The sequence below is a fragment of the Luteimonas sp. MC1825 genome (genome assembly GCF_014764385.1).
In the GTDB taxonomy this organism is placed as follows: Bacteria; Pseudomonadota; Gammaproteobacteria; order Xanthomonadales; family Xanthomonadaceae; genus Luteimonas.
The window spans coordinates 1,120,222-1,135,334 of record NZ_CP061714.1 but is presented as its reverse complement, the minus strand read 5'-3'; the positions used below and the strand labels follow the sequence as shown (position 1 = coordinate 1,135,334).

The window sequence follows — 15,113 nt, the reverse complement described above, 5'->3', positions numbered from 1 at the left end:
GCGACCACCCTTCCTCCGCCCCGGCGGGGGAAGGGTCAGGTTCCGCCGGGGATGTGCGGCTATCGCGGGACGACAATCCCGCCCGGTATGCCGTCCGGCGACATCAGCACCTGCCACAACTGGATCCGCCGCGTCCTGAAACCCGCCATGGACGCTGCCAGGTAATACCTCCACATGCGCCGGAACCGCATGTCGTAGCGCGCCGGCAGCCGCTCCCACGCCGACTCGATGTTGGCGCGCCATGCCTGCAGCGTGCGGTCGTAATCCGCGCCAAACCCGTGCCAGTCCTCGATGACCAGCAGCCCTTCGCAGGCCTGGGCGATCTGCCGTGCCGACGGCAGCATGGAGTTGGGGAAGATGTGCCGCGCGATCCACGGATCGGTACGCCGTTGCGACACGTTGCCGCCGATGCTGTGCAGCAGGAACAAGCCGTCGCGCGGCAGCACGGCGCGCACCAGCTCGAAGTAGCTCCGGTAATTGCGCAGGCCGACGTGCTCGAACATGCCGATCGAGAACACGCGATCGAAGCGTTCACCGCGCAGGTCGCGGTAATCCTGCAGCCTGATGTCCACCGGCAGGCCGGCGCACAGCGCGCGCGCGAAGTGCGCCTGCTCCGCCGAGATCGTCACGCCCACGCCGCTCACGCCATGGCGTTCCGCCGCGTACTTCAGCGCCGCGCCCCAGCCGCAGCCAATGTCGAGCACGCGCATGCCGGGTTTCAACCCGAGCTTCCTGCACACCAGGTCGAGCTTGGCGTCCTGGGCGGCATCGAGGTCGTCGAGCGGCAGACCCTCGCGGTCGCGCCAGTAGGCGCAGCTGTACACCATCGAGCGCCCGAGCATTTCGCGATAGAACGCATTGCCCAGGTCGTAATGGCGCTCGCCGACGGTGCGGCTGCGTCGCCTGGACTGCATGTTGACCAGCCGCGCGAGCACCGCATCGCGGGCATCCGCCAGGCCCGGCGCGCGCCGGTCGATGCCGCCGGCCAGCAGCCTGGCAAGCAACCCGTCCAGCGAGCCCGCATCCCACCAGCCATCCATGTACGCATCGCCCAGGGCGAGCGATCCGCCGGCAAGCAGCCTCGCGGCGAGCCTGCCATCGTGCACCTGCATGTCCCAGGCACGTTCGCCATCGACGCGCACGTCCGCCGAGGCGAGCAGGCGCTCGATGCGTTCACGGACCGGATGCATGGCGCCTGTCTCCCGCACTTGCCCGGGCCGAAGATAGCGCGGAGTGGCGGCGCAGGCCACGCCGTGGCCGCTGGAGGGGAGCGGGCCTCAGCCGGCGGCGAACAGGCCGCGATAGGCCGGCGCGACGTGCGGCAGCAGCAGCGATGCCGGCACTTCGACCGTCTGCACCCCGTCGGAGTACGGCCCCACCTGGTAGGGCGGGAACACGAAGCGCAGCGCACGCAGGCGGCCATCGGGGCCCGGCACCGGCTCGAAGGCGGCGAAGTTCGCCGGCTGCGGCTCCGTGCCATCGTCGATCATGCGGCCGATCGAACGCAGCAGGCGCGCGCGCTCGACCGGCTCGAGCTCGTCGGCATCGATGCGTTGCGAGAGCGCCGCGTGCAGCGACTCGCGCACGAACGCGGAGACATCGCGCCATCCGGCGGGATCGGGAATCAGCGCCTGGGCACTCAGCAGTTCCTGGCGTTCGGGCAGCCACACAAAGCGCGCCACCAGGGGCGTGCCATGCGCACCGCCGGTGTAGCTGGTGCCCTCCGCCTTCACCGCGACCAGCTGCGGCGTGTCCAGCACGATGTCGAACGGCAGCGAGAGGTCGTAGGGCATGCCCTCCCCGCCCTCGCCGGCGGTGGCCACCGCGTCCATGAGGTCGCCGCGCGCGCTGTCGGCATAGGCCTTGAGCGCCGAGGCCAGGCCCGGGTACCGGGCCGCGCCCGGTGGATAGCTGATGCCGATGATGTAACCGCTGGTGCTTTCCATCACGTCCACGAGCGGCACTTCGGCGCCGGCCGCGGCGGGCGTGGCGGCGCCACCGGGCGCCGGGGCCACGGCTCCGGACCCGCCGGGCACGTCCGCCTCGCGGCGGCAGCCGGCCAACACAAGCAACAGCACGCAGAACAGCAGGCGCTTCATCGGGATCCCCCTCAAGTCCGTGACGGTGGAAAGGCTAAGCGCTCGCACGTGATGCCTGCGATCACGCCATCGCGCACATACGGAAAACCCCGGGCGTTTCCGCCCGGGGTTTCCGGCAAAGCTGCGTTGCGAAATGCGGGCCTTAGACGGCCTGCACCTCATCAGCCTGCAGACCCTTCTGGCCCTGCACGACCTTGAACGAAACCTTCTGGCCTTCCTGCAGCGACTTGAAGCCGGTGCCCTGGATCGAACGGAAGTGGACGAAGAGGTCCTGGCCGCTCTCGGGCGTGATGAAACCAAAGCCCTTGGCGTCGTTGAACCACTTGACGGTGCCGGTCTGACGATCGGACATGAGTGTTACTCCTTGAACATTTTTAGAGGATGCACGGTCCGCAAGCGGATCCGAGACTGTGTAAGCAAGGGGTAACACAGGAACGATGGAGCGGATCTTCCGGACCCGGCCGTACGACCGGCCTTGAAACCTTTGGATCTACCGCACCGGAGCCACGATGTACCGTGATCCCGCCTTGAACAGTGGGCGCACCATACCGCACTTTCGATTGAAAGTGTGAATAGCCCGTGGCTGGAACCCCCTGGCTGGCCGGGTTACAGCGCCTCCAACCCCGGCAGCAGCGTGGCCAGTTCCGAGTCGGTCAGGTTGCGCCAGCGACCCGGCTTCATGTGGCCAAGCTTCACCGGCCCGATCCGTACCCGCACCAGCTGCTTCACGCGGTAGCCGAAGTGCGCCGCCATCAGCCGGATCTGGCGGTTCAGGCCCTGCACCAGGGTCACCCGGAAGCCGTAGCGGCCCAGCTTGCCGGTCCGGCACGGCAGGGTCAGCTCGCCGTGGACCGGGACGCCCTTGGCCATCCCGCGCAGGAACGCGTCGGTGACCGGGTTGTTCACCGCCACCAGGTATTCCTTCTCGAGCTTCGTCTCGGCGCGGAGGATGGTGTTGACGATGTCGCCGTTGCTGGTCAGCAGGATCAGGCCCTCGGAATCCTTGTCCAGGCGCCCGATCGGGAAGATCCGCTGCTCGTGGCCGACGAAGTCGACGATGTTGCCGTCCACCGTGCTTTCGGTGGTGCAGGTGATGCCCACCGGCTTGTACAGCGCGATGTACACGTGTCGGCGCCGCCCCGGGGCGGCGCTGCGGGCGCTGAGCGGCTGGCCGTCGAGGCGCACCTGGTCGCCCTCGCCCACCTCGGCACCGATCCGGGCGCGCTGGCCGTTCACGGTGACCCGCCCCTCGCCGATCAGGCGGTCCGCTTCGCGGCGGGAGCAGGCGCCGGTGTCGCTGATGTGCTTGTTGAGACGCATGGAGCGCGGATCCGGGGCTGGCAAAACGGGGCGCAAGTCTGGCAGACCCCGGCGGATCGCGCTCGCGGGCGCCGCGGACCCTCAGGCGGCGAGGTCGGCGTATTCGGGATGCTTGGCCAGCCAGGCGCTGGCGTAGGCGCACAGGCTGCGCACCTTCCACCCTTCCTCGCGGGCATGGCGGAACGCCGCCTGCACCAGCTGTGCGCCGATGCCGCGCCCGCCGACCTGCTCCGGCACCACGGTGTGGGTGATATGCATGACCCCGTCGCCCATCTCGTAGTCGAGATAGGCGGCATGGCCGTCGACGTCGGCGACAAAGCGCCCCGGGATGGCGTGGTGGATGATGTCGAGCTGCTCCATCGCGCGTCTCCTCAGTCGGTGTCGCCGCGATGGTCGCGACGGCCCTGCGCGTGCCGGTCGCGCGCGCTCATGCTGCCATGGATCGACGCCTGGCGGCTCTCCGCGGCATGCAACTCCAGCGCCTTGGCCTTGGCCTCGGGCGATTGGTAGCCGGCATCCGGAACGTGGCTGGTGGTGGGGTCGAGCGACTGCCAGGGCTGCGCCTCGCGGTCACGCTGCTGCTTGGCGGCCAGCAGCTTGCGGGTATTGGCCAGCGCCTTGCGGGGGGTGAGGGCCTTGGTGGCCTTGGTGGTCTTGGTGGTCTTGGTGGCCTTGGTGGTCTTGGTGGCCTTGGTGGTCTTGGTGGTCTTGGCCGGCGCGGTCGCCTTCGCGGCCTCCTTCACCCTCGTGGTCTTCACGGCCCGCTTGGCGGGCGCGGCCCTGGCCGCGGCAGGCGTCGCGGTCTTGCCTGCCGGGGTGGCCCGGGATGCGGCTGCCGCGGCGGGCGCCTCGCGGCGCGCCTCCACGAAGCGCTGCAGGATGTCGACCAGCAACGCTTCCTTGCGCTCGGTGCGCAGGGCCGTTTCGGTGCGCCCGCCAGCCACGTCGCCACGTGCCCGCGCGGCCTGCTTCTGCCGCTTCAGCAGGTCGCGCGCGCGGTCGCGGGCGGCGCGCGCCCTGGCGACCCGGGCCGCCAGCGCGGCGCGGGTCATCGCGCGCAGCGCGGAGGGGCGGCTGTCGTCGAAGAGGCGCATCTCGGACATGTTGAGCAGTTCGCTTGCTTGCGGGCGGTTGACGGCCATTCGCAATCTCCTGGCGGGTGTGCGCCAAGCAATATCACCCCCGTCATGCACGCCCGGTGAGCGCAGCGCACCGCGTCATTGCCGGCCCGCACGTGCGCGGGGCTGACCCCCAGCGTCACCTGGCGGCGCGCCCGGGCGACGCCAGCGCGACTGGCACGCTTGATGCGTACCACCCCGCCAACACCAGGGGAGACCAGCCATGTACGCCGATATCGACGCCAGCACCGAACACCAGGCCGTGACCCGGCTGTTCGACCTCGTCCGCGCCGGCGAGGTCGACAACCTGGAATTCAGCCAGCTCGACTCGCTGGTCTACGCCCGCCTGCTGCGCACGTACGACGTGGACGCCTCCGCCACGACCGAAGAATCGATCTCCTGATCGCCGAACACGCCGTCAGAACGACGGCGACATCAGCCGCGCCAGGAACACCTCGATCACGCGCGGCTCCATGATCACCGTGAACAGCACGCCATAGCCCGCGCCCCAGAGGTGCGCGCTGTGGTTGACGTTGTCGCGGCCCTGGCGGTCCATCCAGATCGAGTAGCCGACGTACAGCACGGCGTACACGATGGCCGGCACCGGCAGGAAGAACACGAAGATCAGCGCCCACGGCTGCACCAGGATGAAGGCGAACAGCACCGCCGACACCGCACCGGACGCACCCAGGCTGCGATACGCGGCATCGTGCCGGTGGCGCAGGTACGTCGGCAGGATCGCGACCACGATCGCCGACAGGTAGAACAGCACGAAGCCGAACGCGCCGAGGTAGGGCGCGAACATGCGCTCCACGTGCCGACCGAAGAAATACAGCGTGACCATGTTGAACAGCAGGTGCTGCCAGTCGGCATGCACGAAGCCGTGCGTGACCAGGCGGTCGAACTGCCTGTTGCGCTCGATCGCCGGCGGCCACAGCAGCAGGCGCTCCAGCAGTTTGCGGTTGCCGAACGCCTGCCAGGACACCAGCACGGTGACGGCGAGGATGACGAGGGTGACGGGTGCGTCCATGTGCTGCCTCAGACCGCCGCGCGGTAGTTGTCGACCATGCGGTAGCGCCGCGCGTACAGGCCGAACGCCAGCGCCGCGAGGAATGCGAAGCCTGCAAAGAAGAACATCAGGAAGGCCGCCTCGCTCAGCCCGGTACTGGCTATCCGCTCGGTGACCGCGCCGTTGCGCACCGCCGCGTTTGACAGCAGCACCCAGAGGTTGCCGATGGTCGTGGTCAGGTTCCAGAAGCTCATCACCACGCCCTTCATGGCCTGCGGTGCCTGGCTGTAGGCGAACTCCAGCCCCGTCGCCGACACCAGCACCTCGCCGAAGGTCAGCAGCGCGTACGGCAGGATCTGCCAGGCGATCGACATGGGATCACCACCATCCATGCCCACCTGGATGCCACCCACCACCACCCAGGCCAGGCCGCTGAAGGCGATGCCCGCGGTCATCCGCCGGAGCGCGGTCGGCTCCCAGCCCATGCGGCGCAGCAGCGGGTACAGCACCAGGTTGTTGAACGGGATCAGGATCATCACCAACGCCGGGTTCAGCGCCTGCATCTGCGAGGCGGTGAACCAGTCGGGCATGGTCATCTGCTGGCCCTGCAGCACCCAGGTCGAGGCCTTCTGGTCGAACAGCGAATAGAACGGCGTGGTCAGCGCGAAGATCACCAGCACGCGCAGCACCGAGCGCACGCCGTCCACAGCGGCCTCGGGATGCACGGCGCGGGCGCGGTCGAGTTGCATCCACGCCCCGCCGCCGATGCCCACCAGCACCAGCACCAGCACGATGCACAGGCAGATCACGATGCCGAGGGTGTCGACCAGGGTCAGCGACCCCAGCGCCAGCAGCAGGCAGGCCGCCGCGAGCAGCAGGCCGGGACGCCCGCGCCCCGGCACGCGCGCCAGCAGCGCGGTGCGCACCACGTTGGCGAACGAATGCGGGTCCTTGGGCGGCAGCGGCACGCGCACGTAGCGGTGCCGGCCCAGCCAGAACACCAGCGTGGCGATGAACATCAGGATGCCGGGGATGCCGAACGCCCAGGCCGGGCCGAGGTTCTTCAGCGCGATCGGGATCAGCAGCGACGCGAACAGCGAGCCGAAGTTGATGATCCAGTAGAACGCGTCGAACACCAGCCGCGCCATGCGCTTGTTGGACTGGTCGAACTGGTCGCCCATGAATGACGCGACCAGCGGCTTGATGCCGCCCGCGCCCAGCGCGATCAGGCCGAGCCCGGTGAAGAAGCCCGCGCGGCTGTCCTCGAACATCGCCAGGCAGGCATGCCCCGCGCAATAGACCAGGCTGAACCAGAGGATCGTGTGGTACTTGCCGAACCAGCGGTCGGCCAGCCAGCCACCCAGGAGCGGGAAGAAATACACCCCGATCATGAAGCTGTGCATGATGTCCTTGGCCTCGCCCGCGCGCGCGGAGTCGGTCAACTCCTGCAGCAGCATCGACGTGATCAGGAACTGCACCAGGATGTTGCGCATCCCGTAGAAGCTGAAGCGCTCGCAGGCTTCGTTGCCGATGATGAAGGGGATCTGGCGCGGCATCCTGCCCGCGCCTGCGGCAACGTTGGCGGTCATCGTCCGGGGTAGCCCGTGTGCGGAAAGATGCGAAGGCTAGCGTATCCACCCGCGCCGCGCGCGCCGCGCGGTGCGGGATGCGGCATGATCGCGGCCCACCCGTACGCACCGGAACACGCATGCCAAGTCCCGTCCGCCGCCTGCCGTTGCTGCTGGCACTGCTCCTGCTGCCGTGCACCCTGCCCGCCCTGGCCTCGGGTGCGGGCAACGAGGTGCCCGCGGCAACGCTGTTGACCGAATCGGAGCGCTCCGGCTTCGTCCGCACCGGGCGCTACGACGAGGTGCCGGCACTCTGCGAGGCCTTCGCGGCGCGTTGGCCGGAGGCCGTGCGCTGCGGCGACTTCGGCACCACGCCCGAGGGACGGCCGATGAAGGTGCTGGTGGCCTCGCGCAGCGGCGCGCTCACGCCCGCGGCGGCGCGCGCCGCCAGGCTGCCGGTGCTGCTGGTCCAGGGTGGCATCCACGCCGGCGAGATCGACGGCAAGGATGCCGGCTTCCTCGCGCTTCGCGAGGTGCTGGAAGGAACCGCCGCGCCGGGCGCGCTCGAGCGCCAGGTGCTGGTGTTCGTGCCGGTGTTCAACGTGGACGGCCACGAGCGCTTCGGCGCCTGGAACCGTCCCAACCAGCGCGGCCCGGAGCAGATGGGCTGGCGCACCACGGCGCAGAACTTCAACCTCAACCGCGACTACCTGAAGGCCGATTCGGCCGAGATGCAGGCCATGCTGCGGCTGTTGGCGGAGTGGGACCCCATCGCCACCGTAGACCTGCACGCCACCAACGGCGCGCAGTTCGAGCACGACATCTCGGTGCAGGTCGAGCCACTGCATTCCGGCGACGCCGGCCTGCGCGCCGCCGGACTGGACCTCCGCACCGGCCTGCTCGCCGCGCTCACCGCGTCGGGTTCACTGCCGCTGCCGTTCTATCCCTCCTTCATCGAGGACGACAACCCCGACTCGGGCATCGCCGACGGCGTCCCGCCGCCGCGCTTCTCGCACGGGTATTTCCCGCTGCGCAACCGCTTCGGCATCCTGGTCGAGACGCACTCGTGGAAGTCGTACCCGGTACGCGTGCGCATCACCCGCAACCTGGTGGTGGCGATGCTGGAACGCACCGCCCGCGACGGCGCGCGGTGGCTGCGCCTCGCCACGCACGCCGATGCCGCCGCCACCGGTCTTGGCGGCACCACCCTGGCGCTCGACTACCGCGCCAGCGACCGGGTGCGCCACGTGGACTTCCGCGGCTATGCCTGGACGCGCACGCCCTCGGACATCTCCGGCGCATTGATGACCCGTTACGACGAGTCCGTGCCGCAGACGTGGTCCATGCCGTTGCGCGACGAAGTGCTGCCGGGCCGCACGATCGTGGTGCCACGTGGCGGCTACCTGGTGCCGTCGCGCCATGCCGCGCGCGTGGCCGCGGCGCTGCGCCTGCACGGCGTCGAATTCCGCACCCTCGACAGCGCGCGCCAGGCGATGCCCGTGCACGTGTTCCGCGCCGACACCGCGAACTTCGCGGCGACGTCCAGCGAAGGCCACCAGCGCCTGGAGCTCACCGGCCACTGGCAACCCGAAACGCGCGAGCTGGCCGCCGGCGCGCTGTTCGTGCCGATCGCGCAGGCACGCGCGCGCATGGCGGTGGCGCTGCTGGAGCCGCAGGCCCCGGATTCCCTCGCCGCGTGGGGCGTGTTCAACAACGCCTTCGAGCGCAAGGAATACATGGAGGCCTACGTCGCCGAGGACGTGGCCCGCGGCATGCTCGTGGACCCTGCGGTGAAAGCGGCGTTCGAGGCCCTCCTGCGCGACGACGCGGCGTTTGCCGGCAGTCCGCAGGCGCGCCTGGAGTTCTTCCACCGCAGGCATCCGAGCTGGGACGAGCGCCACGCGCTGTACCCGGTGTTCCGCATCGACCAGGCACCGTAGCACCCGCCCCCGCCTGCCGCGCTCAGTCGGTGCGCGCCAGCTCCGGGACATGCACTTCGACGCGGTTGCGCCCCGCGTCCTTGGCGCGATACATCGCGGCATCGGCGCGGTGCATCCACTCGTCAGCAGTCAGCACCAGCCAGTCGGCCTCGGCCATGCCGATGCTCAAGGTGCAGTCCTGCCGGACCGCGGCCACCGACCGCGCCGCGAGGAAACCGGTGCGGATGCGCTCGGCCACCACGGCGGCGCCGCGCAGGTTGGTTTCGGCGAGCAGCACGCCGAACTCGTCGCCGCCATGGCGCGCGGCGGTGTCGATGTCGCGCACGCAGGCGCGCAGCACGTCGGCGATGCAGCGCAGCACTTCGTCGCCGGCGGCATGGCCATGCTCGTCGTTGACTTCCTTGAAGTTGTCGACGTCGATCAGCAGCAGCACCGCGGGCCGGCGCGTGCGCATGTGGCGCGTGAGTTCGGTGGTCAACGCCTGGTTCCAGTGCCGGCGGTTGGGCAACCCGGTCAGCACGTCCATCCGGTTCAGGCGCTCCAGCAGGCGGTTCTGGCGCGCCACGTGGCGGCCCAGCGCGTGGGTGAGCAGGGCCAGCGTGCATGCGAACAGCACCAGGAACGGCAAGGCCGCCAGGGAATCGGTCAGGCTGCCATCCACCCGCACCGGGAATCCCTGCAGGGCCGACACCGCGAGGCAGGCCAGCACCAGCACCAGGGTGGTGCACGCGGCGAACCGCCAGCCACCGACCGCGATGTTCGCAACCGCAATGAGCGTGAAGAACACCGCGCTGGGCACGAGGTTGAACTGCATGGTCGCGATCCACGCGCCCGCGCTGAAGGCATCCACCATGAGGTTGTGGAACTCGGCGCGTTGCGGCGTGTCGCTGCGGCGCGCCCGCCACCACGCGACATGCGGCCAGGCAAACATGTTGAACAGCAGCACCGCCCACGCCCAGGCGGGCGCGCCCAGGCCCTGGAGCACGGTTCCCACGGCGAGACCGGCCAGCGGCACGGCCAGCGTGCGCATCCCGTGGATGCGGTCCACTAAGCGCAGCTCGCGCGCCTCGCTGGCATCTGGTGCCCGCAACTCCATCGCTGTCGCCATGCCCCCGTCCCGATCCGTCGCGCAGTCTAGCCGGTCGCGTGTGAGCCCACGCCGGCGCCGCTCGCGCCAGGCGCGTCGCAGGCGCTACCATTTCCATAGCCGGTCCGGACGGACAGGCCTTCCAGGGGGAACATCAATGCTCCAGACCAACCGGTCGCGCCTGCGCGTCCTCGCCTTGCTGTGTGCCACATGCATCACTCCGGCGGTCTCCGCCTACGACGCACCGCGCATCGAGTCCGTCGTTGTCATGCACGACATCGAGGCCATCGCAATCATCGGGCGAAACCTGCCCACGCTCCGCTCCCGGATGGCGATCCATCTCGGGCCCGAGGGCGAGCCCGGCAACATCACCGCGAACTGCCAGCCTGCGGTCCCGCTGTCGACCGCGATCACCTGCCGGTTCGGCGGCGGATTGCCGCCCGCGGGTGACTACCTGCTGCGCGTGGCCGATACGCGGGCCAACGTCGAAACCGCCTTCGCGCTCACGTTGGGCGCCGTTGGCCCGCAGGGGCCCGAAGGCGTGCGCGGGCCGGCTGGCCCCGCCGGCGCAACGGGTGCAACCGGTCCGGCCGGCGCGATCGGACCTGCGGGCCCGACAGGCCTGCCAGGCGAAGCCGGCCCGACGGGCGCGGCCGGTGCGACGGGCGCAACCGGACCCCAGGGCCTGGTGGGGGCCGCCGGTGCGCAGGGTGGCGTCGGCCCGGCAGGTCCGCAGGGCGAGCCTGGCCCGCAAGGTGCCCAGGGCGAACTGGGCGCCAGCGGACCGCAGGGACCGCAGGGCCAGCCCGGCGCCATGGGCCCGCAGGGCCTGACGGGCCCGACCGGACTCACCGGCCCCGCTGGTCCCTCCGGCCCTGTCGGAGCTGCAGGCCCCACCGGACCGGTGGGCGCCACGGGCGCGGCTGGTGCGCTTGGCCCGGCGGGTCCCGCTGGACCGGCCGGCGCAACCGGTCCTGTCGGTGCTACAGGCCTGACCGGCGCGACGGGTGCAGCCGGCGGCACTGGACCCGCGGGACCGATGGGACCGATGGGGCCCATGGGGCCGCAGGGCAACTCGGCCCTGGCGCAGCACTATGGCTCGAGCACCGGCAATGCATACGCCGGCTCCGGTTACGGGTGCACCCTGGCCTCGATCACCCTGACCGCTGCAAGCCGGGTGGGCGAAGGCACGCCGGCGCGCGGGCAGATCCTGGCGATCTCGCAGAACTCCGCCCTGTTCTCATTGATCGGCACGCTCTACGGCGGAGACGGGCAGACCACCTTCGCGCTGCCGGACCTGCGGCCGATCACGCCGAACAACATGACCTACATGATCTGCACGGAAGGCGTCTACCCCAGCATGAACTGAACATGGGCCACACGAGGCCGCGTCAGTCCGATGCCGCGTCGAGCGCCTCCCAGCGCGCGTACGCGGCATCGAGTTCCGCCTGCGCGAGCGCGATCGCGTGGTTGTGCGCGTCGATGGCGGCGCGCTCCTGCAGGTAGAACGCCGGGTCGTTCATCGACGCGATGCGCCCGGCGATGTCCGCTTCGAGTTTTTCGATGCGCAACGGCAGCTGTTCCAACTCGCGCTCCAGCTTGAAGCTCAGCTTGCGACGCGGGGCTGACGCCGGTGCGCCGGCAGCCGCGTCTACCCGGGGCGCGGCCGTGGGCGGGGGCGCCTCGGGTGCCGCGGCGCGGGGCGCGGCGTCGCCGGCACGCACCGCGGCACGCTGCCGCAGCCAGTCGCTGTAGCCGCCGACGTAGTCGCCCACGCGGCCGTCACCTTCCATCACCAGGGTCGAGGTCACCACGTTGTCGAGGAAGTCTCGGTCGTGGCTGACCAGCAGCAGCGTGCCGGCGTACTCGCCGAGCAACTCCTCCAGCAGTTCCAGCGTCTCGACGTCGAGGTCGTTGGTCGGTTCGTCCATCACCAGCAGGTTGGACGGCTGCGCGAACAGCTTGGCCAGCAGCAGGCGGTTGCGCTCGCCGCCGGACAGGCGCGTGATCGGCGCGCGCGCGCGCTCGGGCGTGAACAGGAAGTCCTGCAGGTAGCCGATGACGTGCTTGCGCTTGCCGCCGATCTCGACAAAATCCTGGCCCTCCGCGACGTTCTCCAGCGCGTTCCAGTCCTCGCGCAACGTGGCGCGGTACTGGTCGAAATACGCGACCTGCAGCTGCGTGCCAATCCGGATCTCGCCCTGCTGCGGCTGCAGGTCACCCAGCAGCATCTTCAGCAGCGTGGTCTTGCCGGTGCCGTTGGCGCCGATCAGGCCGATGCGGTCGCCGCGCAGGATGGTGCCGGAGAAATCGCGGATGAGCGTCTTGCCCGGGTAGCTGAAGGACACGTGCTTGGCCTCGATGACCTTCTTGCCGGAGTTGCCCGCGGTCGCGGTCTCCATGCGCACGTTGCCGGTCAGGTCGCGGCGCTGGGCGCGGTCGTTGCGCATCGCCTCCAGGCGGCGCACGCGGCCTTCGTCGCGGGTGCGGCGCGCCTTGATGCCCTGGCGGATCCAGATCTCCTCCTGCGCCAGCATCTTGTCGAAGCGCGCGTTTTCCTGCGCCTCGGCGTTCAACCGCTCCTCGCGGCGGCGCTGGTAGTTGGCCCAGTCGCCCGGCCAGTCGGTGACCTGGCCGCGGTCGATCTCGACGATGCGCGTGGCCAGCGCGCGCAGGAAGCGCCGGTCATGGGTGACGAACACCAGTGCGCCCGCCCAGCCCTTGAGGAAGCCTTCGAGCCAGTCGATGGCGGCGATGTCGAGGTGGTTGGTGGGCTCGTCCAGCAGCAGCACGTCGGGGGTCGACACCAGCGCGCGCGCCAGCAGCACCCGGCGCTTCATGCCGCCGGACAGCTCGCCGAACACCAGGTCGCCATTGAGGTCGAGCTTCTGCAACGTCTCTTCCACGCGCTGGTCGGCACCCCAGCCGTCCACGGCGTCGATCTTCGCCTGCACGGCCGACATCGCATCGCCGTCGAACACCTCGGCATGGCTCAGGTGATGGAACTCCGCCAGCCACGCACCCAGCTCGCCCATGCCCTCGGCGACCACGTCGAACACGGTGCCGGCGGCGCCCGCGGGCACCTCCTGCTCCAGGCGCGACACGCGCACCGCGCCCTCGCGGCGGATGTCGCCGTCATCGGGCTTGAGTTCGCCCGACAGCAGGCGCATCAGGGTGGATTTTCCTGCGCCGTTGCGGCCGATCAGCGCAATGCGCTCACCGGCATCGATGGCGAGGTCGACGTTTTCGAGCAGCAATGGGCCGCCGACGCTGTAGTCGACGGCATTCACGGTAATCAGGGGCATCCGCGCATTCTACCGGTCCGGGGGACCCCGGCCCGCATATTCAGGAACTGCAGGACAACATCGAGCAGCCGGCGCGGTCGCGGGCCCAGTCAGGGCGGCGCGCGGCGAAGGCTTCGCGCCCCGGCTGCTCGTCGTAGGGGTCGCGCAGGACCTCGAGCAGCTCCAGCACCCCGCCGTCGTCACCCTGGGTGGCACGGTCGATCGCCTGCTGCGCCAGGTAATTGCGCAGCACGAAGCGCGGATTGGCGCCGTGCATGTGCGCCACGCGCGCCTCCGCAGGCAGCGCGTCGGCGCGGCAGCGGGCGGCGTAGCGGGCCAGCCAGTCGGCCAGCGCCGGTTCGGTCGCCGCCTGCAGCGCGTCGTCGTAGAACGCCGCGCGCAGCGGCGCGGGCGTCGGGCTTGCGAGGTCGATGTCCGACAGTGCGCGGAAGAAGATCGTCATGTCGGCGCCTCCGGCGTGCAGCAGCCCCTGCAGCTCGCGCATCAGCGCGAGGTCGTCGGCGTCGCAGGCCGACAGTCCCAGCTTGCCGGCGGCGTTGTCACGCTCGGCCTCGGCCCAGGTGGCGGCGTAGGCATCGAGGCCGGCCTGCAGCGGCGCGGCCGTGGCGAACAGCGGCGACAGCGCCTGTGCCAGCCGCGCCAGGTTCCAGTGCGCCACCCGCGGCTGCCAGCCGAAGCGGTAGCGGCGGCCCTGGGCGTCGGTGGTGTTGGGCGTCCAGTCGGGGTCGTAGTCGTCGATCCAGCCGTAGGGGCCGTAATCGATGGTCAGGCCGAGGATCGACATGTTGTCGGTGTTGAGCACGCCATGGACGAACCCGACCCGCATCCAGTGCCCCACCACCACCGCGGTACGGACACAGACTTCGTGGAACCACGCCGCCAGCAGCGTCCCGTCGAAGGCGGCCGCGTCGCGCAGCCGCGCCAACGGCGCGCCGGCACGGCTGCCCAGGAGTTCAGGGAAGTCGCGCCAGATGCAGAACTCCACCAGCTGCCGCAGCAGCACGACATCGCCGCGCGAGGCCGGCAGCTCGAAGCTGCCGAAGCGCAGGAACGACGGCGCCACGCGGCACACGATCGCACCCGGCTCGGGCGCGGCGTGGCCGTCGTAGAACATGTCGCGCACCACGCTGTCGCCGGTGGCCACCAGCGACAGCGCGCGGGTGGTCGGCACGCCGAGATGGTGCATGGCCTCGCTGCACAGGAATTCGCGGATCGAGGAGCGCAGCACCGCGCGGCCATCGGCACGGCGCGAATACGGCGTGGGTCCGGCGCCCTTGAGCTGCAGCTCGTGGCGGCGGCCATCGGCCGCGACCACCTCGCCCAGGCTGATCGCGCGGCCATCGCCGAGCTGCCCCGCCCAGTGGCCGAACTGGTGGCCACCGTAGTTGGCGGCCCAGGGATCCATGCCGGGGCACAGGCGGTTGCCGGCGAAGGTGGCGGCGAATCCGGGCGCGGCCACGTCATGCGCATCCAGCCCAAGCGCCGCCACCATGTCCGCGGACGCGGCCACGAGTCGGGGCGCGGCCACCGGCGTCGGCATCACCCGCGACCAGGCCGCGCCCGGCACCTCGCGCGTGCCCGGCCCCTGGTCGGGGTCGCCGGGGAGTTCACGCAGGAAGGCGTTGTCGAAGCGCAGCGGCATGACCGCAGTCTCGCAGGACCTGCGT

The 15,113-nt window shown here is 70.3% G+C and carries 13 protein-coding genes and 1 pseudogene; 3 read left to right on the top strand and 11 right to left on the bottom strand.

Going from position 1 to position 15,113, the window contains the following annotated elements; translation table 11 throughout:
- Positions 1-59: 59 nt before the first annotated feature.
- The 6 genes from cfa to IDM46_RS05200 all read right to left on the bottom strand — a co-directional run bounded on the left by cfa (position 60) and on the right by IDM46_RS05200 (position 4,561).
- Positions 60-1,190 carry a cyclopropane fatty acyl phospholipid synthase gene (gene cfa / locus IDM46_RS05225; protein ID WP_185115014.1) on the bottom strand — a complete coding sequence of 377 codons (1,131 nt, stop codon included), beginning with the start codon at positions 1,188-1,190 and terminating at the stop codon, positions 60-62.
- An 87-nt stretch (positions 1,191-1,277) separates the two neighbouring features.
- A complete protein-coding gene (locus tag IDM46_RS05220; RefSeq protein WP_185115013.1) occupies positions 1,278-2,099 on the bottom strand; it encodes a DUF3298 and DUF4163 domain-containing protein in 822 nt (273 codons plus the stop codon).
- 142 nt (positions 2,100-2,241) lie between these two features.
- The gene (locus IDM46_RS05215; protein WP_096297887.1) at positions 2,242-2,451 is read right to left on the bottom strand and encodes a cold-shock protein; all 210 of its coding nucleotides are present in this window, start codon (positions 2,449-2,451) and stop codon (positions 2,242-2,244) included.
- 254 nt (positions 2,452-2,705) lie between these two features.
- Positions 2,706-3,419: a pseudouridine synthase gene (locus IDM46_RS05210; protein ID WP_182821791.1), complete on the bottom strand. Its 714-nt coding sequence runs from the start codon at positions 3,417-3,419 to the stop codon at positions 2,706-2,708.
- Between the two features lie 81 nt (positions 3,420-3,500).
- Positions 3,501-3,779 carry a GNAT family N-acetyltransferase gene (locus IDM46_RS05205; RefSeq protein WP_182821793.1) on the bottom strand — a complete coding sequence of 93 codons (279 nt, stop codon included), beginning with the start codon at positions 3,777-3,779 and terminating at the stop codon, positions 3,501-3,503.
- Positions 3,780-3,790: 11 nt separating this feature from the next.
- Positions 3,791-4,561 (bottom strand): hypothetical protein, encoded by a 771-nt coding sequence (locus IDM46_RS05200; RefSeq protein ID WP_185115012.1) that lies wholly within the window; start codon positions 4,559-4,561, stop codon positions 3,791-3,793.
- A gap of 199 nt (positions 4,562-4,760) precedes the next feature.
- Between IDM46_RS05200 and IDM46_RS05195 the strand changes: the two genes are divergently transcribed.
- Positions 4,761-4,940 carry a hypothetical protein gene (locus IDM46_RS05195; protein ID WP_185115011.1) on the top strand — a complete coding sequence of 60 codons (180 nt, stop codon included), beginning with the start codon at positions 4,761-4,763 and terminating at the stop codon, positions 4,938-4,940.
- A gap of 15 nt (positions 4,941-4,955) precedes the next feature.
- On the opposite strand, the gene IDM46_RS05190 is transcribed toward IDM46_RS05195, so the two are convergent.
- The gene (locus IDM46_RS05190) at positions 4,956-5,567 is read right to left on the bottom strand and encodes a rhomboid family intramembrane serine protease (RefSeq protein ID WP_185115010.1); all 612 of its coding nucleotides are present in this window, start codon (positions 5,565-5,567) and stop codon (positions 4,956-4,958) included.
- A gap of 8 nt (positions 5,568-5,575) precedes the next feature.
- Entirely contained in the window at positions 5,576-7,135 is a 1,560-nt protein-coding gene (locus tag IDM46_RS05185; RefSeq protein ID WP_182821802.1) for an oligopeptide:H+ symporter, read from the bottom strand.
- Positions 7,136-7,254: 119 nt separating this feature from the next.
- On the opposite strand from IDM46_RS05185, the gene IDM46_RS05180 reads away from it, so the two are divergent.
- Positions 7,255-9,054: a M14 family metallopeptidase gene (locus IDM46_RS05180; protein WP_185115009.1), complete on the top strand. Its 1,800-nt coding sequence runs from the start codon at positions 7,255-7,257 to the stop codon at positions 9,052-9,054.
- A 22-nt stretch (positions 9,055-9,076) separates the two neighbouring features.
- Here IDM46_RS05180 and IDM46_RS05175 read toward each other — a convergent pair whose 3' ends face one another.
- Complete coding sequence (locus IDM46_RS05175; RefSeq protein WP_185115008.1) at positions 9,077-10,162, bottom strand: sensor domain-containing diguanylate cyclase; 1,086 nt, start codon at positions 10,160-10,162, stop codon at positions 9,077-9,079.
- A gap of 1,123 nt (positions 10,163-11,285) precedes the next feature.
- On the opposite strand from IDM46_RS05175, the pseudogene IDM46_RS13580 reads away from it, so the two are divergent.
- A pseudogene (locus IDM46_RS13580) lies at positions 11,286-11,456 on the top strand (phage tail protein); the annotation flags it as partial.
- 76 nt (positions 11,457-11,532) lie between these two features.
- Here IDM46_RS13580 and IDM46_RS05165 read toward each other — a convergent pair.
- Positions 11,533-13,446 carry an ATP-binding cassette domain-containing protein gene (locus IDM46_RS05165; RefSeq protein ID WP_185115006.1) on the bottom strand — a complete coding sequence of 638 codons (1,914 nt, stop codon included), beginning with the start codon at positions 13,444-13,446 and terminating at the stop codon, positions 11,533-11,535.
- Positions 13,447-13,486: 40 nt separating this feature from the next.
- Positions 13,487-15,088, bottom strand: coding sequence for a YdiU family protein (locus tag IDM46_RS05160; protein ID WP_185115005.1), 1,602 nt, complete (start codon positions 15,086-15,088; stop codon positions 13,487-13,489).
- Positions 15,089-15,113: the final 25 nt, after the last annotated feature.